The organism is Morganella psychrotolerans, assembly GCF_001676155.1.
Lineage (GTDB): Bacteria > Pseudomonadota > Gammaproteobacteria > Enterobacterales > Enterobacteriaceae > Morganella > Morganella psychrotolerans.
On record NZ_LZEW01000023.1, the window covers coordinates 1 to 24318 of the forward strand.

Annotated in this window: 19 protein-coding genes, 3 tRNA genes, 1 rRNA gene, 1 pseudogene and 1 other annotated feature; of the genes and pseudogenes, 6 read left to right on the forward strand and 18 right to left on the reverse strand. The window is 48.6% G+C overall.

Annotated features, from left to right (window positions below):
- The 4 genes from AYY16_RS13110 to rluD form a co-directional block, all read right to left on the reverse strand.
- Positions 1 to 81, reverse strand: a 16S ribosomal RNA gene (locus tag AYY16_RS13110); the annotation flags it as partial.
- 472 nt (positions 82 to 553) lie between these two features.
- The gene (gene clpB / locus AYY16_RS13115) at positions 554 to 3127 is read right to left on the reverse strand and encodes an ATP-dependent chaperone ClpB (RefSeq protein WP_067367369.1); all 2574 of its coding nucleotides are present in this window, start codon (positions 3125 to 3127) and stop codon (positions 554 to 556) included.
- Between the two features lie 112 nt (positions 3128 to 3239).
- Entirely contained in the window at positions 3240 to 4007 is a 768-nt protein-coding gene (yfiH, locus tag AYY16_RS13120; RefSeq protein WP_067367372.1) for a purine nucleoside phosphorylase YfiH, read from the reverse strand.
- Between the two features lie 9 nt (positions 4008 to 4016).
- Positions 4017 to 4994, reverse strand: a complete 978-nt coding sequence (rluD, locus tag AYY16_RS13125; protein WP_067367375.1) for a 23S rRNA pseudouridine(1911/1915/1917) synthase RluD — start codon at positions 4992 to 4994, stop codon at positions 4017 to 4019.
- Positions 4995 to 5141: 147 nt separating this feature from the next.
- On the opposite strand from rluD, the gene bamD reads away from it, so the two are divergent.
- The 4 genes from bamD to epmA all read left to right on the forward strand — a co-directional run bounded on the left by bamD (position 5142) and on the right by epmA (position 9079).
- The gene (gene bamD / locus AYY16_RS13130; protein ID WP_190973103.1) at positions 5142 to 5867 is read left to right on the forward strand and encodes an outer membrane protein assembly factor BamD; all 726 of its coding nucleotides are present in this window, start codon (positions 5142 to 5144) and stop codon (positions 5865 to 5867) included.
- Between the two features lie 315 nt (positions 5868 to 6182).
- Positions 6183 to 6527 carry a ribosome-associated translation inhibitor RaiA gene (raiA, locus tag AYY16_RS13135; RefSeq protein ID WP_067367381.1) on the forward strand — a complete coding sequence of 115 codons (345 nt, stop codon included), beginning with the start codon at positions 6183 to 6185 and terminating at the stop codon, positions 6525 to 6527.
- 122 nt (positions 6528 to 6649) lie between these two features.
- Positions 6650 to 6771: a sequence feature (Phe leader region), on the forward strand.
- Between the two features lie 29 nt (positions 6772 to 6800).
- On the forward strand, positions 6801 to 7952 hold the full coding sequence (pheA, locus tag AYY16_RS13140; protein ID WP_067367384.1) for a bifunctional chorismate mutase/prephenate dehydratase: 1152 nt from the start codon (positions 6801 to 6803) through the stop codon (positions 7950 to 7952).
- A gap of 149 nt (positions 7953 to 8101) precedes the next feature.
- A complete protein-coding gene (gene epmA / locus AYY16_RS13145) occupies positions 8102 to 9079 on the forward strand; it encodes an elongation factor P--(R)-beta-lysine ligase (protein ID WP_067367387.1) in 978 nt (325 codons plus the stop codon).
- A gap of 65 nt (positions 9080 to 9144) precedes the next feature.
- On the opposite strand, the gene tyrA is transcribed toward epmA, so the two are convergent.
- From tyrA to ffh, 7 genes are all read right to left on the reverse strand, one after another.
- On the reverse strand, positions 9145 to 10266 hold the full coding sequence (gene tyrA, locus AYY16_RS13150) for a bifunctional chorismate mutase/prephenate dehydrogenase (RefSeq protein ID WP_067367395.1): 1122 nt from the start codon (positions 10264 to 10266) through the stop codon (positions 9145 to 9147).
- Between the two features lie 19 nt (positions 10267 to 10285).
- The gene (locus AYY16_RS13155; RefSeq protein ID WP_067367398.1) at positions 10286 to 11380 is read right to left on the reverse strand and encodes a 3-deoxy-7-phosphoheptulonate synthase; all 1095 of its coding nucleotides are present in this window, start codon (positions 11378 to 11380) and stop codon (positions 10286 to 10288) included.
- A gap of 473 nt (positions 11381 to 11853) precedes the next feature.
- A complete protein-coding gene (gene rplS, locus AYY16_RS13160) occupies positions 11854 to 12207 on the reverse strand; it encodes a 50S ribosomal protein L19 (protein ID WP_067367401.1) in 354 nt (117 codons plus the stop codon).
- 60 nt (positions 12208 to 12267) lie between these two features.
- A complete protein-coding gene (gene trmD / locus AYY16_RS13165; protein ID WP_067367403.1) occupies positions 12268 to 13020 on the reverse strand; it encodes a tRNA (guanosine(37)-N1)-methyltransferase TrmD in 753 nt (250 codons plus the stop codon).
- A 40-nt stretch (positions 13021 to 13060) separates the two neighbouring features.
- Positions 13061 to 13609: a ribosome maturation factor RimM gene (gene rimM, locus AYY16_RS13170; protein ID WP_067367406.1), complete on the reverse strand. Its 549-nt coding sequence runs from the start codon at positions 13607 to 13609 to the stop codon at positions 13061 to 13063.
- Between the two features lie 18 nt (positions 13610 to 13627).
- On the reverse strand, positions 13628 to 13876 hold the full coding sequence (rpsP, locus tag AYY16_RS13175) for a 30S ribosomal protein S16 (RefSeq protein ID WP_067367409.1): 249 nt from the start codon (positions 13874 to 13876) through the stop codon (positions 13628 to 13630).
- Between the two features lie 137 nt (positions 13877 to 14013).
- Positions 14014 to 15375, reverse strand: a complete 1362-nt coding sequence (gene ffh / locus AYY16_RS13180; RefSeq protein WP_067367412.1) for a signal recognition particle protein — start codon at positions 15373 to 15375, stop codon at positions 14014 to 14016.
- A 183-nt stretch (positions 15376 to 15558) separates the two neighbouring features.
- Between ffh and AYY16_RS13185 the strand changes: the two genes are divergently transcribed.
- Both AYY16_RS13185 and AYY16_RS13190 read left to right on the forward strand, forming a co-directional pair.
- Positions 15559 to 16350 (forward strand): cytochrome C assembly family protein, encoded by a 792-nt coding sequence (locus tag AYY16_RS13185; RefSeq protein ID WP_067367415.1) that lies wholly within the window; start codon positions 15559 to 15561, stop codon positions 16348 to 16350.
- Between the two features lie 135 nt (positions 16351 to 16485).
- Positions 16486 to 17779: pseudogene (locus AYY16_RS13190) on the forward strand (CNNM domain-containing protein).
- A gap of 67 nt (positions 17780 to 17846) precedes the next feature.
- Here the strand turns inward: AYY16_RS13190 and luxS are convergent.
- The 7 genes from luxS to alaS all read right to left on the reverse strand — a co-directional run bounded on the left by luxS (position 17847) and on the right by alaS (position 24281).
- On the reverse strand, positions 17847 to 18362 hold the full coding sequence (gene luxS, locus AYY16_RS13195) for an S-ribosylhomocysteine lyase (RefSeq protein ID WP_067367418.1): 516 nt from the start codon (positions 18360 to 18362) through the stop codon (positions 17847 to 17849).
- Positions 18363 to 18527: 165 nt separating this feature from the next.
- Positions 18528 to 20087 (reverse strand): glutamate--cysteine ligase, encoded by a 1560-nt coding sequence (gene gshA / locus AYY16_RS13200; RefSeq protein ID WP_067367421.1) that lies wholly within the window; start codon positions 20085 to 20087, stop codon positions 18528 to 18530.
- A gap of 277 nt (positions 20088 to 20364) precedes the next feature.
- Positions 20365 to 20441 (reverse strand) — tRNA-Arg (locus AYY16_RS13205).
- A gap of 96 nt (positions 20442 to 20537) precedes the next feature.
- A tRNA-Arg gene (locus AYY16_RS13210) sits at positions 20538 to 20614 on the reverse strand.
- A 9-nt stretch (positions 20615 to 20623) separates the two neighbouring features.
- Positions 20624 to 20716, reverse strand: a tRNA-Ser gene (locus tag AYY16_RS13215).
- Between the two features lie 391 nt (positions 20717 to 21107).
- Complete coding sequence (gene csrA / locus AYY16_RS19850; RefSeq protein ID WP_004237871.1) at positions 21108 to 21299, reverse strand: carbon storage regulator CsrA; 192 nt, start codon at positions 21297 to 21299, stop codon at positions 21108 to 21110.
- A 354-nt stretch (positions 21300 to 21653) separates the two neighbouring features.
- Positions 21654 to 24281 carry an alanine--tRNA ligase gene (gene alaS, locus AYY16_RS13225; protein ID WP_067367427.1) on the reverse strand — a complete coding sequence of 876 codons (2628 nt, stop codon included), beginning with the start codon at positions 24279 to 24281 and terminating at the stop codon, positions 21654 to 21656.
- Positions 24282 to 24318: the final 37 nt, after the last annotated feature.

Here is a 24318-nt window from a genome sequence, read left to right on the forward strand (position 1 = left end):
TTCTCCCTGTTACCGCCCGACTTGCATGTGTTAGGCCTGCCGCCAGCGTTCAATCTGAGCCATGATCAAACTCTTCAATTAAAAGTGTCTGATGCTCAAAGAAATAAACTGTTTACTGCTGCTTCTTTCGAAGCTGCTGTTTTGGTCACTCTTCAAGACTTCTCAAAAATAATATTTTGCGATATGTCCTGTGAGTGCCCACACAGATTGTCTGATAAATTGTTAAAGAGCGTTGCAAACATACGCTGCCGTTGCCGGTCTTCTGCGTTGTTGCGAGGCTGCGTATATTACGTTTTCAGCCCCTTCGAGTCAAGCGTTGTTTTTCAACTTTTTCCGCTTTTCTCTACTGTCGGCGCGCTTGTCAGCGTGTTGTTCCGTGTCAGTGAGGGCGCATTATAGGGAGTTTCTGTCTGACCGCAAGGGGTAATTTCAATTTTTTTTTCTGTTCGCTTAAAAATAAAACAAAAAACCGTACTCATGCTTATTTTAAAATCAAAATGAACAAAAAAGGGGCGCTTTCGCGCCCCTTTTCCGGGTTTATACTGCTTTATGTTTATTGTATCGCGGTTATCACACCATCAACTAAGTCCAGAGTGACTGGTTTACCCGGAATCAATTTACCTGACAACATAGCCTGCGCCATCGGGTTTTCGATTTCCTGCTGGATAGCCCTTTTCAGAGGACGCGCCCCGTAAAGCGGGTCAAATCCGGCATCAGCCAGTTTATCCAGTGCTCTTTCAGTAATCGTAGCCTGATAACCATGATCTTCCAGGCGTTTATACAACCGTTTGAGCTGGATCTGCGCAATTGCATGGATCTGCTCTTTTGCCAGCGGATGGAATACCACCACATCATCAATACGATTGATGAACTCCGGTCTGAAGTGATGTGATACCACTTCCATGACCGCACCTTTCATTGCATCGTAATTCAGTTCGCCAAAGTGCTCCTGAATACGATCAGAACCTAAGTTGGATGTCATAATCACAACGGTATTACGGAAATCAACAGTACGTCCCTGCCCGTCAGTCAGTCGTCCGTCATCCAGCACCTGTAATAAGATGTTGAAAACATCCGGATGCGCTTTTTCAACTTCATCGAGCAGGATCACAGAATAAGGACGGCGACGAACAGCTTCGGTCAGATAACCGCCCTCTTCATAACCGACATATCCCGGAGGCGCCCCGATAAGCCGTGCCACAGAGTGTTTCTCCATAAACTCGGACATATCAATACGCACCATCGCGTCATCACTGTCGAACATGAAATCAGCCAGCGCTTTACATAACTCCGTTTTACCCACCCCTGTCGGCCCCAGGAACAGGAACGAACCAATCGGACGATTAGGATCTGATAACCCGGCACGGCTGCGGCGGATAGCATTTGATACGGCCTCAACCGCTTCATTCTGCCCAATCAGCCGGCTGTGCAGCATCTGCTCCATACGCAGCAGTTTCTCACGCTCACCTTCCAGCATGCGGGAGACAGGTATCCCGGTCCAGCGCGCCAGAATTTCTGCGATTTCCACATCCGTCACTTTGTTACGCAGCAACTTCATTTCTTTATCTTCAACTGAATTTGCTGCCGCCAGTTGTTTTTCCAGCTCCGGAATAGCGCCATACTGAAGTTCTGACATTTTGGTCAGATCCCCGTTACGGCGGGCTTGTTCCAGTGCTGTTTTTGCCTGTTCCAGTTCAGCTTTAATATTCTGAGTGCCGGAGAGTGTAGCTTTTTCCGCTTTCCACTCTTCTTCCAGAGACGCATATTCACGCTCTTTCTCTGACAACTCCTGCTCAAGCATTTCCAGACGTTTTTTACTGGCATCATCAGACTCTTTTTTCAGTGCCTGCTGTTCCAGTTTTAACTGAATGATACGACGGTCAAGTCTGTCCAGGGATTCCGGTTTGGAGTCCATCTGCATACGCAGACTGGCGCCCGCCTCATCAATCAGGTCAATCGCTTTGTCCGGTAACATACGATCCGAAATATAACGGTGCGATAATGTTGCCGCCGCAACTATTGCCGGATCCGTTATCTGCACATGGTGATGCAGTTCATAACGTTCTTTCAGACCACGCAGAATAGCGATGGTATCTTCAACTGTCGGTTCCGCCACATAGACTTTCTGGAAACGGCGTTCTAATGCCGCATCCTTTTCTATATACTGACGATACTCATCCAGGGTAGTCGCACCCACACAGTGCAGTTCACCACGCGCCAGTGCCGGTTTTAACATATTCCCCGCATCCATGGCACCGTCCGCTTTACCGGCGCCGACCATGGTATGCAGTTCATCTATAAAGAGGATGACGTTACCTTCTTCTTTAGATAATTCATTCAGCACGGCTTTCAGGCGCTCTTCAAAATCCCCGCGGTATTTGGCACCCGCCAGTAACGCACCGAGATCCAACGAAAGAACGCGTTTGTTTTTCAGTCCTTCCGGTACTTCGCCGTTGACGATACGCTGAGCCAGTCCTTCCACGATGGCGGTTTTACCGACACCCGGTTCCCCGATAAGCACAGGGTTGTTTTTAGTTCTGCGTTGCAATACCTGGATGGCACGGCGGATCTCTTCATCACGCCCGATAACCGGATCCAGTTTGCCGGACTCCGCACGTTCAGTTAAATCAATCGTATATTTTTTCAGGGCCTGACGCTGATCTTCCGCGCCCTGGTCATTTACATTTTCACCATTACGCATAATGTCGATAGCCTTCTTCAATGTGTTTTTATTAATTCCGGCTGCTTTTAATATGTCAGCTAATGAGCTGTTACTCTCTAAAACAGCCTGAACAAAGATTTCGGATGCGATATACGCATCATTTTGTTTCTGTGCTATTTGGTCACAGATATTCAGGTGACGAATTAAATCATTCGAGGGTTGCACATCGCCGTCGGCCCCCTGCACCTGCGGTAAACGATCTACAGCTTCATCAATCTTCTGATTCAGTTGCGCAATATTCGCCCCGGCAGATGCCAGTAACGGACGCACAGACCCGCCTTCCTGATGTAAAAAGGCTGACAGTAAATGAGCGGGCTCAATAAATTGATTGCTGTGCCCGACCGCAAGGGACTGAGCATCGGCGAGCGCTTGCTGGAATTTATTCGTGAAACGATCCAAACGCATAACACCTCCCAAAAATGGCTTTGAATTTTCGCTAAGTACTAAATGAGGACTTTTGTCAAATATTCAAGCCGGTTTTCGAAAAAATAGTAAATATTATGTGTAATCTGAAACGTTATGACTGATAACTGATAACTGATGACTGATGAGGCTGGGTAATCCAGATAAAAGACGCCATTCGTCCGGTGCGGGCATCACGGCGGTAAGAGAAAAAACGCGCCGGGTCACTGACAGTACATTCAGTGCCGCCGTAAATAGCTGTCACGCCCTGTTGTTCAAGACGCTGACGGGCAAGCCCGTAAATATCCGCGAGGTATTTATCACCACGGGGAATAAAAGCAGAAGCAGCCTGCGGAGAGTGCGCGATAAATGCCTCACGCACTTCAGCACCCACTTCAAACCGCTGCGGACCGATAGCCGGTCCCAGCCACGCCATAATCTCTGATGGCGCGGCAGAAAAACAGGCGAGCGTGCTTTCCAGCACACCCTCACACAAACCACGCCAGCCGGCATGCGCACCGGCAACTTCGCGCCCGTCACGGGCACAAAACAGTACCGGCAGGCAATCAGCTGTCATAATGGCACACACCTTGCCCGGCGTACGGGTATACACCGCATCTGCTTCAGGCCCGGGCGGTGTGGTGTTATCTAATACCGCAACCGCTGTGCCGTGAACCTGATTAAGCCAGAACGGCGTATCAGGAAACCCGGCGGACATCGCCAGGATCTCCCGGTTACGGGCAACATCTGCGGGCGAATCACCGACATGCAACCCCAGGTTTAAGCTGTCAAACGGTGGCTGACTGACACCGCCCCGCCGTAATGTGCTGCATGCGGCAACCTGTGAAGGTACCGGCCATTCAGGGGTGAGCAGTGTGGTCATTGTGACTCCTTACCAGTCCATATCATCCTGATGGGCTTGTGCGTCAGCTTTCAGAACGGCAATAAGCTTCACCATATCATCAGGGATAGGCGCATGCCACTCCATCTGAATACCGGAAATCGGGTGATAGAGGCGCAGCATTGTTGCATGCAGTGCCTGGCGGTCAAACTCACGCATCTCATCACGGAATTCATCACTTGCGCCTTTCAGAGGACGAGGACGCCCGCCGTACAGCTGATCGCCCACCAGCGGATGATTAATATACGCCATATGTACGCGGATCTGGTGGGTACGCCCGGTTTCCAGACGCAGACGCAGACGGGTATGAGCACGGAAGTGCTCCATTACACGGTAATGCGTCACAGCCGGTTTACCCATCGGGTTTACTGCCATGTGAGTACGTTTTGTGGAGTGACGCGAGATAGGCTCTTCCACTTTGCCGCCGGCGGTCATGCGCCCGGTTGCCACCGCTTCATATTCACGGGTGATTTCCCGTAACTGAAGTGATTCCACCAGACGGGTCTGTGCCGGAACTGTTTTTGCCACAACCATAAGGCCGGTGGTGTCTTTATCCAGACGGTGAACAATACCCGCACGCGGAACATCCGCAATTGCCGGATAGTGATACAGCAGTGCATTCAGGACGGTGCCGTCCGGATTGCCCGCGCCCGGATGGACGACAAAGCCGCGTGGCTTATTGATAACCAGGATGTCATCATCTTCATAAACGATGGTCAGAGGCAGGTCCTGCGGCAGGAAACGGACATCTTCCTCGATCAGCGCATCAATACTGACTTGCTCTCTGCCCAGCATTTTTTCTTTCGGTTTATTGACAAGACGCCCGTTAACCTGAACTCTGTTATCTAAAATCCACTCTTTTATGCGTGAACGTGAATAGTCAGGGAACAATTCCGCTAAAGCCTGATCTAAACGCTGACCGAGCTGAGAATCATCAATAGTTGCGGTAAGTTGTATTTCTTGAGCCATATTTGTCTCTGTATCTGAAAGTTATATTTTGAACGGCAAGACCGTTTCATTTAAACTATGTGCTATTGTATCGCGATCGCTACCGGGAGCGACAACGGAGTGCTCCCTAAAAAATATTCAGAGGATAATCAACACGTGATGATACGTATGAAATATCTCGTGGCTGCAGCCACGCTAAGCCTCATGTTGTCCGGCTGTTCCGGTAACAAGGAAATTCTCCCGGATGCATCCCCGTCAGAGCTTTACGCTGTCGGTCAGGAGAAATTACAGGACGGTAACTATAAAGGGGCAATCACGCAGCTTGAGACCCTCGATAACCGTTTTCCTTTCGGCCCGTATTCGCAGCAGGTTCAGCTTGATCTGATTTACGCCTACTACAAAGCCGGCGATTTACAGATGGCACTGGCCTCGATTGACCGCTTCATGCGCCTGAACCCGACACACCCGAACATCGATTATGTCCTGTACATGCGCGGTCTGACCGCACAGGCACTGGATGATAACATGCTACAGAGTTTCTTTGGTATCGATCGTGCAGACCGTGACCCGCAAAACGCACGCGTGGCATTCCAGGATTTCAGTCAGTTACTGCGTTATTACCCGAACAGTATCTACTCAACAGACACAACAAAACGTCTGGTTTTCCTGAAAGACCGCCTGGCTGCCTTTGAACTGGCCGTTGCGAAATTCTACACGAAACGCGGGGCATATGTCGCGGTGATTAATCGTGTTGAGTTAATGCTGCGCGATTATCCGGATACGATGGCAACACGTCAGGCATTGCCGTTGATGGAAAAAGCCTATAAAGAGCTAGGGTTAACGACAGAAGCCGGAAAAGTGGCGCAGTTAATTGCTGCTAACCCGAAAAGCTGAGTTCGTTCTACTCATCAGAAGCCACCGGCCTGCCGGTGGTTTTTTTATGTCCGGTAATTGCCCTGTGTCAGCGCTGCGCCCATAAAAAATGGCTGTCCGTTTTCTTTTTGCAAGAATACGCGATCAGCCAACTTATCAAGCATGCACCATTCCCCGCATTGCCGCAAGTTGTATCATCCGGATTTTCAATCCGAATCACAAAAATATAACGTCTTGAAACAACTAAAAAATAATAGTGACGGCGATCAATTTTTTCTTGTTACCATCCACGTACTCTGTAGTTCAACAAGACGGATGTAACAAAGAGAGGTCACTATGAATGTGAATATCACCAGCAAACAAATGGAGATCACCCAAGCAATTCGGGATCATGTTGAAAGCCGTCTGGATAAGCTGAATAAATGGCAGGTTCCTTTAGTCAATCCGCATATTATCCTGGCGAAAGATCCGCAGGGTTTTGTGGTTGATGCCACTATCAGCACACCGAATGGAAATTTAGTTGCCAGTGCAAAGCATGCTGATATGTATGCCGCCATCAATGACCTGTTGGCAAAACTGGAACGGCAACTGAATAAAGCGCAGCACAAAGGCGAAGCCCGCCGTGCTGACAACAGCGTCAAAGAAGCGGACTTCGAATCTGACGCGGAACCAACAGAATAAAAAATATAATACGTTTAGTTTTGTCTCTGCGCGCCCTCCGGGCGCGTTTTTTTTAGTTGACACCCGGGCGCACATCGGGTTAATTGATTAACATCTCCTGACACAACGGATAAACCACTGACCATGATCCTGCGTAACTGTTTCTTCCTTTTCTTTTTTAACTTCTGCTGACGAGGCTTTTTGTCGTTCGGGAAAGAAAACGAAGACGCACACAAAAGCCTCCCTCCGCGGAGGTTTTTTTATCGCCGGAAAGTCAGTTTCTGAGGACAGAATATGAATGACCTTTTAGCCATACGGGAACACATTAGCCAGTTAGATGCGCAATTATTGGATTTGCTGGCAAAACGCCGTCAGCTCGCCGTCGCTGTTGCACAGACAAAATTGCAGGACAACCGTCCTATCCGCGATAAAAATCGCGAACGCGAGCTGCTGGATGTGCTTATCCGCCGGGGAAAGACCGCCGGACTGGACGGATTTTATATCACCCGCCTGTTCCAGCTGATTATTGAAGACTCGGTTTTAACCCAGCAGGCGATTTTACAAAAACACCTGAACCAGACACCGGATAACAGTGCGCGGATAGCCTTCTTAGGCCCGAAAGGCTCCTATTCACATGTGGCTGCGCGCCAGTACGCTGCCCGTCACTTTGATCATATGACTGAGTGCAGTTGCCGGAAATTCCGCGATATCTTTGAATTAATCGAGAGCGGGCAAGCCGATTACGGCATGCTGCCGCTTGAAAATACCAGTTCCGGTGCGATTAATGACGTCTATGATTTACTGCAAACCACCCCGCTGTCGATAGTCGGGGAACTGCGTCTGCCGGTAAATCACGGATTACTGACCCGTCCGGGAACTAATATCACAGCAATTACGACCGTTTACAGCCACCCACAGCCTTTCGAGCAGTGCAGCCAGTATCTGAACCAGTTTCCGCAGTGGAAAATTGAATATTGTGAAAGTACCGCAGCGGCCATGGAAAAGGTAGCGGCGCTGGATAGTCCGGATGTTGCGGCACTCGGCAGTGAAGCCGGTGGCGTACTGTATGGTTTGCAGGCTATCGCCCATAATCTGGCAAACCAGCAGACCAATATGACGCGCTTTATTGTGATAGCCCGCCACCCTATTGATGTCGCCGAACAGGTTCCGGCAAAAACCACACTGCTGATGGCGACCGGACAGCAGGCCGGTGCGCTGGTTGATGCACTGATTATCCTCAAAGAACACAATATTGTGATGAGTAAACTGGAGTCCCGTCCTATCAACGGTACGCCGTGGGAAGAGATGTTTTATATTGATGTTCATGCCAACCTGCGTTCTGTCGGTATGCAAAAAGCACTGAAAGCATTACAGGCTATCACCCGTTCTGTCAAAGTGCTCGGCAGCTATCCCGGTGAGCATGTACCTCCCGCATTAATCGACTGACTGATTATTACTGCGCAGGACAGCTCCTGCGCAGCTTCAAACCAGCGGGCTTCACGCCGCCAGTTTGAATGAATAAGGGTATATCCATTTGTCACCACCAGAGGTTGCGGGTAAACTGCACCCTTTATTTTTATTCGGAGTTCTCCGGCATGAGTGATATTGCGGGCTGGCAGCCGACTGCCCCGATAGCCAATCTATTAAAACGCGCAAAAATTGTTAATGAAATCAGACATTTTTTTGCAGACAGAGGTGTGTTAGAAGTCGAAACGCCGACCATGAGCCAGGCGACCGTCACCGATGTCCATCTGCGTGCTTTTGAAACACAGTTTGTCGGCCCGGGAGCCGCACAGGGATTAACTCTTTATCTGATGACCAGCCCTGAGTACCACATGAAGCGGTTGCTGGCAGCGGGAAGCGGCCCTATTTATCAGATGGCGCGCAGTTATCGTAATGAGGAAGCCGGACGCTATCACAATCCGGAATTTACCCTGCTTGAATGGTATCGCCCGCATTATGATATGTACCGTCTTATAAATGAGGTTGATGATTTACTTCAGCAAATTTTAGAGTGTGAAAGTGCTGAATCGTTATCCTATCAGCAGGCTTTCCTGCGCTATCTGGATATTGATCCGCTGACAGCCGAAAAAGAAAAACTGCGTGAAGTCGCGGCAAAGCTGGATGTCAGCAATATCGCCGATACGGAAGAGGATCGCGATATCCTGCTGCAACTGCTGTTTATGGTGGGCGTGGAGCCACATATCGGGCTGGAAAAACCGACCTTTGTTTATCACTTCCCGGCAAGCCAGGCGTCTCTGGCGGAGATCAGTTCTGAAGATCACCGCGTTGCCGAACGCTTTGAGGTGTATTACAAAGGTGTCGAACTGGCGAATGGTTTCCGTGAACTGACCGATGCCACCGAACAACGCCAGCGCTTTGAGCGGGATAACCGTAAACGGGCAAGTCTCGGTCTTCCCGAGCAGCCGATTGATGAAAATCTGCTGGCCGCCCTTGAGCATGGTTTCCCTGAATGTGCCGGTGTCGCACTCGGCGTCGACCGTCTGATTATGCTGGCACTGGGTGCTGAGCGTATCAGTGATGTGATTGCGTTTCCGGTTGATCGCGCTTAGTTAACACTTCAGCAAAAAGCAAAAAAGCGGATGATATCATCCGCTTTTTTATTCCTTCCCGTCTATCAACGTCTGCTGTCATTCGCCTGTGGTAATAATCGGTTGCTCTCTTTCATAAAGTGCTGTGCGTGCTCACCAAACCACTCACTGACGGACGTGAACTGTGCGATAAATTCTGCTTTGTCACGGTTTTCCAGCACCAGCAGTGCCTCACCAAACTCCCGGTGATAATCTTCAATCACATCGAGATTACTTTCTGATGACATAATAATATCTGCATATAACTGCGGATCCTGGGCAAACAACCGCCCGACCATTACCAGCTCAAGCCGGTAGATAGGCGATGATAGCGACAGTAATTGAGAAAGATCGACATTTTCTTTTGCCAGATAGCGCCCGTAAGCAAAACTGGTAAAGTGACGCAGCGCCTGGATATAGCGCATATTGCGATCATGCTCATGCGCTTTTATACCCTGTAAATGTGCGCCCCATACTGCGATTTGCTCAAGAAACCACTGGTATTGCTCCGGATAACGACCATCACAAAACGCAACCACCTGCTTGGCGAAACTGCTGACATCCGGTCCGAACATCGGGTGCAATCCGAGCACCGGTCCGCTATGAACCGCCAGCATCGCCTGTAACGGCCCCTCCTTGACGGAGGTCAGATCAACCAGAAGGCAATCATCTGCCAGAGGAGGAAGCTGTTTGATAACCTGCTCTGTCAGGTGGATAGGCACACTGATGATTACCATGCCGGCATCCTGAACCAGATCAGCCGCGTTATCCCAGTCTCCGCTGTCCAGGCTGCGGACGGTATAACCGGACAGTTCCAGCATTCTGCGGAATAGTTGCCCCATTTTGCCGTTACCGCCGACAATCACAACCGGGCGGGCGTGCTCATTAAGTTTTTTAAAGCCCTTATCATTCTCGCGGGAATAGGATTCCCGCATGATCCGGCGCAGGATATCCTCAATCAGATCCGGCGGAACGCCGAGTGATTCGGCTTCCTCCCGCCGGGATGCCAGCATTGCGGCCTCGCGGTCAGGCGCATAAACCGGCAGTCCGTGCTGACTTTTTACCTCACCGACTTCTGCCACTAACTGCAAACGCTTTGCCAGCAATGTCAGCAGCGATTTATCGACTTCATCAATTTGATCACGTAAATGTGTTAATACGCCGGACATACAACCCACCCTGTTTTAGTTATCCTGCCTGCTGTAACCGGATGACGCGCTTTGCCAGTTCCGGGGCAATTTGCTGGTGTAACTGACGCAGCACCGCTTCTGTGTTTTCCCAACTGATGCAGGCATCCGTGACTGATACACCGTATTTCATGGTACTACGCGGCTGTTCAGATGATTGATTGCCTTCATTAATATTACTTTCCACCATAATACCGGTGATGGAGTTGTTTCCCGCACAAATTTGTTCGGCAACAGACTCAATCACTACCGGCTGACGGCGGTAATCTTTATCGGAATTACCGTGGCTGCAATCCACCATCAGTGATGATGCCAGACCGGCTTTTTCCATTTGCGCCTCACATTCCTGCACATCTGCCGGATGGTAGTTAGGCTGTTTTCCGCCGCGCAGGATCACATGCCCGTTCGGATTTCCCTGTGTCTGTAACAGACAAATTTGCCCGGATTGATTGATACCCATAAAGCGGTGTGGCATTGATGCCGCTTTCAGTGCATTAATAGCGGTACTCAGGCTGCCGTCAGTTCCGTTTTTAAAGCCGACCGGCATAGATAACCCGGATGCCATTTCACGGTGTGTCTGTGATTCCGTGGTGCGCGCACCAATAGCAGACCAGCTGAATAAATCCCCGAGGTATTGCGGGTTATTCGGGTCGAGCGCCTCACCTGCCAGCGGCAGCCCCATCTGAACCAGATCAACCAGCAGTTTGCGGGCAATATGCAGCCCTTTTTCCATCTCAAAAGAACCGTCCATAAACGGATCACTGATAAGCCCTTTCCAGCCCACGGTAGTCCGTGGTTTTTCAAAGTAGACACGCATCACGATATACAGGCTGTCACTCAACTCAGCAGATAATTCTTTCAGACGACGCGCGTACACCAATGCGGCATCCGTATCATGGATAGAGCACGGACCGCAGACCACTAACAAACGGGGATCACGGTGATGAACAATATCCGCAATCGTTTTACGCGCATTAGCAATGGCATGCTGATCGTCATGGCTCAACGGGTACTTTTGTTTCAGCTCTTCCGGTGAGATTAAAACAATTTCATCACTGATATGTACATTATTGAGTGCATCTTTTTGCATGATCATGGTGTCTTCCTGCTGAATTTTACAAAAAAATGGATTACGTGTTGAATGCCCGAGAAAACACCATAACATTCTTCGTAAATAATTCAATCCGAATATGTAAAATATTTATAATTTCGTACATTTTTAATTACATTATTAATTTTTCATTTTGTAAAATCTGCAGGTAGTTATCTTCACCTACAATAAAAAGAAATGGAAATGGTTTTATCATAATGATAGATAACATAATTTATTTAAAATAAACAAATTAAGGTAATAATATAATCTGTACATTGAGAAATGGCATAAAACGGCATAGTGTAAATAAATACTTACATCAACTAAAGGTAAGCCGGAGGGAATAACAGACGATAACAAGGTAAAATTATCAGACAGAAAAATAAAATACTACAGCAACGCATTATCTTGTGGAATAACGATAAAAAAAGGCCAGCACGCGGCTGGCCTTTATTATCATATCGGATGCTTGCGCATTATCTTGCGTTCAAACGCTCTTTAATACGAGCTGCCTTACCTGAACGCTCACGCAGGTAGTACAGTTTAGCACGACGAACGGCACCACGGCGCTTAACGCTGATGCTATCGATCACAGGTGAGTGAGTCTGGAATACACGCTCAACACCTTCGCCGTTAGAAATTTTACGAACAGTGAATGCAGAGTGCAGACCGCGGTTACGGATAGCGATAACCACGCCCTCGAATGCCTGCAGACGTTTTTTAGAACCTTCAACGACCCATACCTTAACTTCCACGGAATCACCCGGACGGAATGAAGGTACGTCTTGTTTCATCTGCTCATCTTCGATCTGTTTAATAATGTTGCTCATAATAAATCTCTTACCCTAGGTAAACTGATATTTCAAAAGACATCCCGCAGGACGTCCGGATTAACTAGTTGCTCCGGTCTGATATTCCCGTTGGAAATCAGCCAGCAACATCCTTTGCTCGTCAGTCAGAGCTAGGCTTTCCAGAAGTTCTGGTCTTCTGAGCCAGGTGCGACCGAGTGACTGTTTCATACGCCAGCGATCAATTTGCGCATGATTGCCCGACAGTAAAACCGGCGGAACACTCATGCCATCCAGCACCTCAGGACGGGTGTAATGCGGGCAGTCAAGTAAACCATCAGCAAATGAATCTTCTTTTGCTGATGCCTGATGTCCGAGGACACCCGGTACAAAGCGCGACACCGCATCAATCAGTGTCATCGCCGGCAGTTCACCGCCACTCAGTACGTAATCTCCGATTGACCATTCTTCATCAATTTCGGTTTGGATCACGCGCTCATCAATCCCTTCATACCGGCCGCAAACAAGAATCAACTTCTCACTTGCTGCCAGTTCACAAACTCCCTGTTGATCGAGTTTGCGCCCCTGCGGCGAAAGATAAATCACTTTCGCATTGTCACCTGCGGCAGCTTTTGCGTCATGAATGGCTTTGCGCAAAGGCTCAACCATCATCAGCATGCCCGGACCGCCCCCGTAGGGCCGATCGTCCACAGTATGGTGCCGGTCATGCGTGTAATCACGCGGGTTCCAGCAATCAATACTGATCAGGCCATTTTTTACTGCCCGGCCGGTCACTCCATGCTCGGTTATTGAGCGGAACATGTCAGGAAACAGGCTGATAACCCCAATCCACATTTTTGTATCCAACTCAAATCAAAAAACCATCACCGGAGGTTTAAAAACCGGGATCCCACTCAACTTCAATCAGTTTTGCCGTGAGATCAACTTTCCTGATAACCTGCCCGTCAAGATACGGAACTAACCGCTCTTTCATACCAAAAGCATCTTTCAGATTTGCTTTAATCACCAGAACATCATTCGACCCGGTTTCCATTAATTCAGTCACCGTGCCGAGATCATAACCGCCGGTAGTCACTACATGGCAACCAATAAGGTCTTTCCAGTAGTAATCCGTGCCGTCTAATTCCGGTAACAATGCACTATCAACCACGATTTCCGCGTTAATTAATGCATTTGCTGCATCTCTGTCGCCAACCCCTTTGAGTTTGACGATCATATCCTGATTGTGATTTTTCCAGTCTTCCGGTTCGATGTGTTGCCACACGCCGGCACGCTGAATAAACCACGGCTGGTAATCAAAAATACTTTCTGCATTTTCGGTGGAAGAAAACACTCTGAGCCACCCTTTAATACCGTAACAAGACCCGAGCTTGCCCAGTACAATAGGGTCAGCAGGTGCCTGTGTATTAGTGTGCTTGCTCATTGTTACCACCGTGACAGATTAAGCTGCTTTCTTAGCGTCTTTGATCAGTGCAGCAACACGATCAGAGACAGTTGCACCCAGACCGACCCAGTGTTCAACACGGTCTAAATCTAAGCGCAGAGTTTCAGCCTTACCAGCAGCGATAGGGTTGAAGAAACCAATGCGTTCGATGAAACGACCGTCACGTGCATTACGACTGTCGGTTACGACTACTTGGTAGAACGGACGCTTTTTTGCGCCGCCACGAGCTAAACGAATTGTTACCATAACATCCTCATTGAATTTATAAACAACCAGACACCATCGAGGAATGGTGTCCGGTTGTCATAGAAAAAGCCCGAAAAGTTTACTCACTTTGGCGTAAAAATCAATCTAAAGTGATTATTCTTTGTGACTTTCTTTGTTTACCGCCCCATCATACCCGGCGGCATCATCCCTTTCATGCCCCGCATCATCTTCGCGAGGCCCCCTTTTTTCATCTTTTTCATCATGCGCTGCATGTCGTCAAACTGCTTGAGTAAGCGGTTAACATCCTGCACCTGCGTTCCGGAACCCGTTGCAATACGGCGCTTGCGGGACCCTTTGATAATTTCAGGTTTGACGCGCTCTTTCTTGGTCATGGAGTTAATCATCGCTTCCATTTTGACCAGCACGCTGTCATCCATCTGCGATTTTACCGCATCAGGTACCTGAGACATACCCGGCATCTTGGTCAGCATACTTGCCATGCCGCCCATGTTACGCATTTGTTTCAGTTGTTCGAGAAAATCGTTGAGATCAAACCCATCGCCTTTCTTCAGTTTTAATGCCAGCTTTTCAGCCTGGTCGCGATCAACTTTGCTCTCAATATCTTCAATCAGAGAGAGAACATCGCCCATCCCTAAGATGCGTGACGCGATGCGATCCGGATGGAACGGCTCAAGTGCGTCAGTTTTTTCACCGACACCCAGGAATTTAATCGGCTTGCCGGTAATGTGGCGGATAGACAGTGCAGCACCGCCGCGCGCATCGCCGTCCACTTTCGTCAGGATAACCCCGGTCAGTGGTAATGCTTCATTGAAGGCTTTTGCGGTATTCGCCGCATCCTGCCCGGTCATGGCATCAACAACAAACAGTGTCTCAACCGGCTTAACCGCAGCGTGCAGTGCTTTGATTTCATCCATCATGCCTTCATCGACATGCAGACGACCCGCGGTATCCACCAGCAGGACATCAAAGAATTGCAACTGCGCATGTTTCAGCGCTTTATTGACGATATCAATAGGTTTTTCTGAAACATCAGACGGGAAGAATCCGATATCCACCGTTTCTGCCAGGGTCTGTAACTGCTTAATCGCCGCAGGGCGATAAACGTCAGCCGACACCACCAGAACTTTTTTCTTATGCTTTTCTTTCAGTAATTTACCGAGTTTAGCTACGCTGGTTGTTTTACCCGCACCCTGCAAACCGGCCATCAGAACAACGGCAGGTGGCTGAGCCGATAAATCAAGGGCATTGTTTTCTTCGCCCATTGCCGCGACCAGTTCGCTCTGAACAATCTTGACGAATTCCTGACCCGGCGTCAGGCTTTTATTAACGTCATGGCCTACCGCGCGTTCTTTAACACGATTGATGAAATCCCGCACAACCGGCAGGGCAACATCGGCTTCCAGAAGCGCCATGCGGACTTCGCGCAGCGTCTCTTTAATATTGTCTTCCGTCAGTCGTCCGCGACCACTGATATTGCGCAAGGTGCGCGAAAGTCTGTCAGTTAAATTATCAAACATGTCATCGACTCTGCCAAAACTGAGCTAAAAATAGAAAAGATGGCGGTGATTATAACACGGGCCCGTGCAAATCAGCGAACCGATTTACGTAAAGTATCGTGTAATCATTGGAGTGCCAGGCAGGCTGCGGTATACTGAAGTATGAATTTTGTTTCATTTCACTGACTGAATAATCACAACACCATGCCTGAAATATCTGTAGTTGCAATAAGCGCTTACCTGTTAAGTCTGGTATTACTGGTTCCGGGTCTGCTCCGCTATCACCGCGGCTACCGGCGACTCGCGCTGTTTTTCGCCGTAATCGCCCTGGCAAGCCATGGTGTGGCGATTAAATCGCAGATTTTTCAGGGGGTCGGGCAGAACCTGACACTGCTTAATCTCGGCTCCGTGGTCAGTTTGATGGTCTCGGTTATCATGACGGTTGTTGCCTTTCAGGGACGCGCCTGGTTTCTGATCCCCATCGTATACAGTTTTTCGATGATAAACCTTGTCCTCGCGACCCTGATGCCGGGCGAATTTATTACGCATTTACAGGCCAGTGTCCCGCTGTTTGTCCACATTGGTCTTGCGCTCCTCAGTTTCGCCACACTGATTATTGCCGCACTCTATGCTATGCAACTCGGCTGGATGGATCATCAGCTGAAAAATAAACGCCTGAAGTTTACGCCGGATATGCCGCCATTAATGGTTATCGAACGCAAGATGTTTCACATCACGCAGGTCGGTGTTGTCTTGCTGACCCTGACACTCGCAACAGGTATAGTTTTCATGGATAACATCTTTGATAAAGATAATATTCATAAATCCCTGCTGTCGATGGTTGCCTGGTGTGTGTATATCGTGCTGCTGTGGGGGCATTATCATGAAGGCTGGCGCGGCAAGCGGGTCATCTGGTTTAACTTTGCCGGCGCTTTTATTCTTACTCTCGCATTTTTCGGACACCGTTTATTTCAGGAAATCATGTTGTATGCGTAAATAACGCATTCACTGAATCTATTATTTCTATACTCAACATCATTCAGGATGCAGGCAGGCGTAGCACAGCCAACGAACCTGCAGTTTGAATGAATAAGGGTATATAAGCTCATCACATGAGGAAGGAACACCGCTGTGGAGCACGTCTCAACAAGCACTCTGATTATTATTCTCATTTTTTTTAGTGTTAATTTCAGCGTACTTTTCTGCATCAGAAACCGGCATGATGACAATCAACCGGTACCGCTTACGTCACATGGCCAAGCAGGGAAACCGATCTGCCCTGCGCGTCGAAAAACTGCTGAGTAAACCCGACCGCCTGCTCAGCCTTATTCTTATCGGCAACAACCTTGTCAATATCATTGCGTCCGCTCTGGGAACCATCGTCGGTATGCGCCTGTACGGCAACGCCGGCGTTGCGATAGCCACGGGGGTGCTGACATTTGTTATTCTGATTTTTGCTGAGGTAATGCCAAAAACAATTGCCGCACTTTATCCGCAGCAGGTCGCGTTCCCCAGCAGTATTCTGCTGCGCCCGCTGTCAAAAATCTGTCTGCCGGTCGTATGGGGCTTCAATGCCATCACGTTGATTCTGATGCGCTGTATCGGCATTCGCGGGACTGTTATCCGTAGCGATGCCTTATCCAAAGACGAACTGAAGACCATCGTCAATGAGTCCAAAGGCAAGCTCTCCCGGCGTAACCAGGACATGCTTATCTCTATCTTGGATCTCGATAAAGTCAGTGTTGATGAAATCATGGTGCCACGTACAGAAATTATTGGTATTGATATCAATGATGACTGGAAATCAATTCTGCGCCAGCTCACGCACTCGCCACACGGACGGATTGTGCTCTACCGTGATTCTCTGGATGATGCAATAGGCATGCTGCGTGTCCGCGAAGCTTACAGGCTGATGATTGAGAAGCGGGAATTCACCAAGCAAATGCTTATCAAAGCGGCGGACAAAATCTATTTTGTACCGGACAGCACCCCGCTGAATCTCCAGCTGGTTAATTTCCAGCGAAATAATGAGAAGGTCGGGCTGGTTGTTGATGAGTATGGCGATATTCAGGGGCTTATCTCTGTGGAAGATATCCTGGAAGAGATTGTCGGGGATTTTACAACCTCCATGTCACCGTCGCTGGCAGAGGAAGTGCGCCAGTTACCGGATGGTACAATGCTGATTGAAGGCACGACAAATATTCGTGAAATCAATAAAGCACTGGGGTTATCTCTGCCCGAAGAAGGTGCGCGCACCATTAACGGATTATTGCTGGAAGAGCTCGGTGATATTCCGAAACTGAATACCAAAGTCAAAATCGGCCGCTATCAGTTTGAAGTGACTGCCATCGGTGAAAATGTCATTAAAACAGTGAAAGTCATCCCGCTGGCACATTTAGAGGCCAATATCGCCGCTGATATCTGAATATGCCTGAAAAAAAACCTGCGATTTAATACACCGCAGGTTTTTTTTTCTATCTGGTGAAACAGGCTTACGGATGCAGTTTTTCTAACTCATCGTCAGTTAACAGCAGGTCGTCGTTCTTGTTTACACGCACATCGCGCTCAATGATATTTTTCGCAATCTGATGCGCTTCATCAAGTGAATGCATTTGATACGTCCCGCACTGATACAGATTCAGTTCCGGAATTTTCGCCTGGTCATGTACCGCCAGAATGTCTGCCATTGCCGCTTTCCAGGCCTGTGCGACACGGGTTTCTGATGGTGCGCCAATCAGACTCATATAAAATCCGGTACGGCAGCCCATTGGTGAGATATCAATGATTTCAACACCATTGCCGTTTAAATGATTACGCATAAAACCGGCAAACAGATGCTCCAGTGTATGCGTTCCTTTCTCCGGTAAAATTTCTTCGTTAGGAACACAGAACCGCAGATCGAAAACAGTAATCGTGTCACCGGCGGGTGTGGTCATGGTTTTCGCTACGCGTACCGCAGGTGCCGCCATACGTGTGTGGTCTACTAAAAAACTATCCAGTAAAGGCATAATTCCTGCTCCTCTTTTTTTTTGTAAAAAAAAACCGAACGAATGAAACTTTTTATAAATACGCAGGTCTGATGTAATGAAAGACGCGCAATTTGTTATCATCCCTATTCTCTGAGATATTTTTTTTGGCCACATATTTGTGGCCATTTTCTTATCTGCCAGAGACTAACGACCGCCATGCAGCGCCAGATACTCATCAAAACTCAGCGTATCACTCTCTTCCATTGCTTTTTGCTTATCAACAGAAGCCTGCCGTTGTTCTTCAAAGTCAGCTTCACTGATCACTTCATACGACTCGTGGCTCAGCTCATCGTGATACCGGTCCGCTAATGCCAGACCATAACTTCCGATGCCTGCTTCTTTTATCAGCGCCAGCATACGACCAGAGAACGTCAGCTCCGGATCGTCAAACTGCGCTGTTAATGCTTCGCACACCTCGCGGTAATGCGTACCTGAACAAGAATCTAACACATCTGCAACACGCAGAAGGTCATTAAACAGTGCGTGACCTACTTTTTGCAAGGGTTGTTTTTCACGACCGCAGCCAATCCCGATAACCTGCCCCGGTTTCCGGCCTTCCAGAATCACACGATTCCAGTTATGGCGGGCGCAGGCAAGCTCCTCTGCACTCATTTCCGGTGCATCAGCCAGCACACACCAGATAAGGAACAAATCGAGGAAACGGATCTGAGTTTCATCCACACCGGTTGCGGAGAACGGGTTGATATCCAGCGCACGGACTTCAATATATTCAACGCCACCGCGCTGCAATGCATCAGAAGGCGACTCATCGCCTTTCTGGACACGTTTAGGGCGGATAGGTGCATAGAACTCGTTTTCAATCTGCAACACGTTAGCATTGATCTGAAGGTGTTTTCCGTCTTTGGTCAATCCCATTGCGGCAAATTCTTCAGACGGGATCTGAATCGCCTTCTTCAGCCCGGCGACATAGGTGTCCAGATGATTGAAGGTGATGTTCAGTTCGCTTTGCGACTTGTTGGTATACCCGAGGTCACTTAAACGCAGTGACGTGGCGTACGGCAGGTATAACGCGCCTTTCGGCAATGTTTCAAACGGCAGATTGGTTTCACGCCCGCGCAGGAAAGAACTGCAGATTGCCGGGGATGCACCAAACAGATACGGAATAACCCAGCCAAAACGGTAGTAGTTGCGGATCAGACGGAAATAGCCATCTGAAATTTTATCTTTGCCATCTTCTTCGCCACTGACGCCACTCCACGCCTGCCAGAATTCCATCGGCAGAGAGAAGTTATAATGCACACCTGAAATAGTCTGCATCAGAGCGCCGTAGCGGTTTTTCAGGCCTTCGCGGTACAGGGTTTTTAAACGTCCTGTATTTGATGTGCCGAACTGCGCCAGCTCAATGGCGTCTTCTGAATCAATAAAACACGGCATGCTCAGCGGCCACATACGCTCATTTTTCAGGTGGCGGGCCGTGTAGCGGTGGACATCACGCAGAAACTTCACTGTGTAATCTATACGCGAGTCAACCGGCGTAATAAATTCCAGCAATGATTCAGCGAAATCTGTCGTGATCCACTTATGGGTTAATGATTTGCCTAAGCCGTCCGGATGACCGGTACGTGCAAGGTGGCCATCGGGTGTGACACGAAGTGTTTCGCGCTCAATACCACGATTGATGCCTTTTAAAATTCGGGGGTGCGTCTCTAACCATGAGAGCGCTTTAGATACATCCGGGATCAAATCGACCTCCCGTGCTGATAATAGATGTTATTCATAAGAGGGATACTTTATCGCAAAGGCGGGATCTTGTCGCTGTGATTCAACATCCCCCACACAAACGGGAAAATAGAAAAGACAGCAATAACGATGCGTTATCCCCATTACACGCAATTGTGATCCGCTCAGTTTAAGACGCCTCTGAGGGTTCAGGTAATGAGTATGACGCAAAAACGGATACGATTCAGTGACGGGAAAAGCAGGAAACAAAAAACCCCACTCAAAGAGTGGGGTTTTTATATGGTGCACCCAAGAGGATTCGAACCTCTGACCGCCCGGTTCGTAGCCGGGTACTCTATCCAGCTGAGCTATGGGTGCATACCTGAAAAATATCTTTTCAAACCTGATTTTTTTATTTTAGTGTTTGCTGACACCAAAATAAAAAACCCCATGATAACATCGTGGGGTTCGTTATGGTGCACCCAAGAGGATTCGAACCTCTGACCGCTCGGTTCGTAGCCGAGTACTCTATCCAGCTGAGCTATGGGTGCATAATCTGATGGCGGTGAGAGAGGGATTCGAACCCTCGATGCAGCTTTTGACCGCATACTCCCTTAGCAGGGGAGCGCCTTCAGCCTCTCGGCCATCTCACCATTTTTCAGACCACACAACAATGAATTTCGTTTCCGTCATGTCGTCGTTGTGTGGCGCACATATTACTTTCCCCCACTGAGAAGTCAAACATTTTCTCCCAACTTTTTCATATCTCACGATCGTTTGCACAATTAGCGCGCACTCTGTTGGTTTTCACAACGATACGTCTGTTTTACCGGCAGCATTTTATCATCATGCCCGATCGGTACAGTGGTGGTATAGCTCAATTATTTCAGGTGAAAAAGGTACGGAAACAAATAAAGTGACAGAAAGACGGGTGATTTATGCAGGAAAAAGAAATAAGAAGGGGGATAATGATGACAGATTCGAATGACAACAATGCGAAAAAAGAAGAAGGCGCCCGCCATGGTAACGAGCGCGCCTCACAACTTAGTAGTTATTATTATTTGGTTGAGATTTTTCAGCCTGGATCCGTTGGTAAATTTCTTCACGGTGAACAGAAACTTCTTTGGGGGCGTTGACACCAATTCGTACCTGGTTACCTTTAACACCCAGTACAGTCACTGTTACCTCATCGCCTATCATGAGTGTTTCACCAACTCGACGAGTCAGAATAAGCATTCTTTGCTCCTTGAAATTTTAAAAGAGTCGGGCCACTGAGTTCGCCCGCCATTATCCATCCAACACCGTGAAAGCGTATATACCCTTATTCATTCACACTGCAGGTTCATGGGCTGCGTTCAGTCCGGCCCCGTCACATAGTTTATCTGTGCTTCGCGCCCGGCTTCCCTTGCCGCCTGCCTGCATCCTGAATGACGTTGGGTATAGCAATAATTATTTGTAAACTATATGTAGTTTTATATACATTGCAATATTTAGTGTAGTTAAAAATTGCGATCTAATGCAGTGATACAAAGACCCTATCACCAATACCAGGAGCACCCCGAAGCGTGCTCCTGCTCAGACTTATTCAGATTACAGGTGTGACGCTACCCAGCTTTCAACGCCCGCCATCGCAGCAGGTAAAGCAGCAGTATCGGTACCACCGGCCTGAGCCATATCCGGACGACCGCCCCCTTTACCGCCAATTTGCTCAGCAATAAAGGCAACTAGGTCGCCGGCTTTTACTTTGCCGGTCAGGTCTTTTGTGACACCTGCAATCAGGCTAACTTTATCATCACTGATAGTTGAAAGCACAATAATTCCAGAACTTAATTGATTTTTCAGATCATCAACCATCGTCCGTAACATCTTAGGTTCAGTGTCAGCCAGTTGTTTCACCAGGAGCTTAACGCCCTTAACTGAAACCGCTTCTTTGGTCATAGATGAACTATCCCGGGCAACCTGCTGTTCTTTGAGTTGCTGTAACTCTTTTTCCAGTAAACGGATTTTATCCAGTACGGCTTTCACTTTCTCACCAACACCTGCTTCATCACTTTTCACCAGGTGTGCTACACAGGATAAGGCATCTGACTGATTATACACTGTTTCCAGCGCACCCGTACCGGTGACAGCTTCAATCCGGCGGATACCGGCAGCGGTAGCGGATTCACTGATGATACGGAACAGGCCTATATCACCTGTGCGGGTGGCATGTGTACCGCCACACAGTTCAGTTGAGAAGTCGCCCATACTCAGCACACGGACGCGCTCGTCGTATTTCTCACCAAAGAGTGCCATCGCACCTTTTGATTTCGCGTCTTCAAGATCCATCAGCTCAGTCGTGACCGGCTCATTTTTACGGATCTCTGCATTCACCAGATCTTCAACCTGACGGATTTGCGCCGGCGTCATCGCTTCAAAGTGAGAGAAGTCAAAACGCAGGTATTTATCATTAACCAGCGAGCCTTTCTGAGACACATGCTCACCCAGAACCTGACGCAATGCAGCATGCATCAGATGCGTTGCTGAGTGGTTCAGGCGGATAGCATTACGGCGCTCTTCATCAATCTTAGCGGTAATCTTGTGATTTACCGTTAATTTTCCGTGCGCCACGCGACCCAGATGACCAATTGCCTGACCGTATTTCTGCGTGTCCAGCACGGTGAATTGTGCATCATTGTTAGTCAGCACACCGGTATCGCCCACCTGACCACCGGATTCGGCATAAAACGCCGTTTTATCCAGAATAACCAGGCCTTCGTCTCCGGCATTGAGTTCCGTTACCGGCTGGCCTTCTTTGTACAGTGCAACAATGGTTGCCGCCTGTTCGTTGTGGTCATACCCAGAGAAATCACTGCGCTTATCCACTTTGATCAGACTGTTATAATCTGCACCAAACCCGCTGTTTTCACGGGCACGGCGGCGCTGCTCTTCCATCGCGGTTTCAAATGCAGCTTCATCCACTTTCAGGTTACGCTCACGGCAGACGTCCGCCGTTAAATCCAGCGGGAAACCGTAAGTATCATACAGGCGGAAAGCCGCTTCACCACTCAGAGTATCCCCTTTCAGAGAGGCTAATTCATCATCCAGCAACTGAAGACCACGCTCCAGGGTGCGGGCAAACTGCTCTTCTTCTGATTTCAGAACTTTTTCGACAGTCACACGCTGGCGGGTGAGCTCTTCACCGGCAGCGCCCATCACATTAATCAGTGAGCCGACCAATTTGTAGAAGAACGTGTCGTTCGCACCGATCATGTATCCGTGACGGACAGCACGACGGATGATACGACGTAATACATAACCACGTCCTTCATTCGACGGAATCACTCCGTCACAAATCAGGAATGCACAGGAGCGGATATGGTCAGCAATCACGCGTAATGATTTGCTGGTCAGATCCGCAGCTCCGGTGACTTTTGCCACATCAGCAATCAGCGCGCGGAATAAATCGATATCATAGTTGGAATTAACATGCTGAAGTACAGCAGTGATACGCTCCAGACCCATACCGGTATCAACAGACGGTTTCGGCAGCGGCTCTAATGTACCGTCAGACTGGCGGTTGAACTGCATGAAGACGATATTCCAGATCTCAATATAGCGGTCACCATCTTCTTCCGGTGATCCCGGAGGTCCGCCCCAGATGTGGTCGCCATGATCAAAGAAAATTTCAGTACACGGACCACAAGGACCGGTATCACCCATCTGCCAGAAATTATCTGATGCGTATTCAGCACCTTTGTTATCGCCGATACGGATGATACGTTCTGCCGGTACGCCTATCTCTTTGTTCCAGATTTCGTATGCTTCATCGTCTGTCGCATAAATAGTAACCCACAGTTTTTCTTTCGGCAGGTTAAACCATTCTTTGCCGGTCAGCAGTTCCCATGCGTAATTGATAGCATCGTGCTTGAAGTAATCGCCGAAGCTGAAGTTACCCAGCATCTCAAAGAAGGTATGGTGACGTGCAGTGTAGCCGACGTTTTCGAGGTCGTTGTGTTTTCCGCCTGCACGAACACAGCGTTGTGCTGTGGTTGCGCGGCTGTACGGACGTTTGTCCAGACCCAGGAAAACATCTTTAAATTGGTTCATCCCTGCGTTAGTAAAAAGCAGCGTCGGATCGTTATTCGGTACCAGGGAGCTGCTCTGGACAATCTGATGTCCTTTTGTATGAAAAAAATCGAGAAACGCCTGACGGATCTCAGCGGTGCTTTTGCTCATATTTATCCCGAAATCAAGCTGAAATAATAAGATTTAT

Excerpts from the sequence above, each read along its gene's own strand:
- clpB (WP_067367369.1), bottom strand. The coding sequence starts at position 3,127 with ATGCGTTTGGATCGTTTCACGAATAAATTCCAGCAAGCGCTCGCCGAT.
- yfiH (WP_067367372.1), bottom strand. The coding sequence starts at position 4,007 with ATGACCACACTGCTCACCCCTGAATGGCCGGTACCTTCACAGGTTGCC.
- rluD (WP_067367375.1), bottom strand. The coding sequence starts at position 4,994 with ATGGCTCAAGAAATACAACTTACCGCAACTATTGATGATTCTCAGCTC.
- bamD (WP_190973103.1), top strand. The coding sequence starts at position 5,142 with ATGAAATATCTCGTGGCTGCAGCCACGCTAAGCCTCATGTTGTCCGGC.
- raiA (WP_067367381.1), top strand. The coding sequence starts at position 6,183 with ATGAATGTGAATATCACCAGCAAACAAATGGAGATCACCCAAGCAATT.
- pheA (WP_067367384.1), top strand. The coding sequence starts at position 6,801 with ATGAATGACCTTTTAGCCATACGGGAACACATTAGCCAGTTAGATGCG.
- epmA (WP_067367387.1), top strand. The coding sequence starts at position 8,102 with ATGAGTGATATTGCGGGCTGGCAGCCGACTGCCCCGATAGCCAATCTA.
- tyrA (WP_067367395.1), bottom strand. The coding sequence starts at position 10,266 with ATGTCCGGCGTATTAACACATTTACGTGATCAAATTGATGAAGTCGAT.
- AYY16_RS13155 (WP_067367398.1), bottom strand. The coding sequence starts at position 11,380 with ATGATCATGCAAAAAGATGCACTCAATAATGTACATATCAGTGATGAA.
- rplS (WP_067367401.1), bottom strand. The coding sequence starts at position 12,207 with ATGAGCAACATTATTAAACAGATCGAAGATGAGCAGATGAAACAAGAC.
- trmD (WP_067367403.1), bottom strand. The coding sequence starts at position 13,020 with ATGTGGATTGGGGTTATCAGCCTGTTTCCTGACATGTTCCGCTCAATA.
- rimM (WP_067367406.1), bottom strand. The coding sequence starts at position 13,609 with ATGAGCAAGCACACTAATACACAGGCACCTGCTGACCCTATTGTACTG.
- rpsP (WP_067367409.1), bottom strand. The coding sequence starts at position 13,876 with ATGGTAACAATTCGTTTAGCTCGTGGCGGCGCAAAAAAGCGTCCGTTC.
- ffh (WP_067367412.1), bottom strand. The coding sequence starts at position 15,375 with ATGTTTGATAATTTAACTGACAGACTTTCGCGCACCTTGCGCAATATC.
- AYY16_RS13185 (WP_067367415.1), top strand. The coding sequence starts at position 15,559 with ATGCCTGAAATATCTGTAGTTGCAATAAGCGCTTACCTGTTAAGTCTG.
- luxS (WP_067367418.1), bottom strand. The coding sequence starts at position 18,362 with ATGCCTTTACTGGATAGTTTTTTAGTAGACCACACACGTATGGCGGCA.
- csrA (WP_004237871.1), bottom strand. The coding sequence starts at position 21,299 with ATGCTTATTCTGACTCGTCGAGTTGGTGAAACACTCATGATAGGCGAT.
- alaS (WP_067367427.1), bottom strand. The coding sequence starts at position 24,281 with ATGAGCAAAAGCACCGCTGAGATCCGTCAGGCGTTTCTCGATTTTTTT.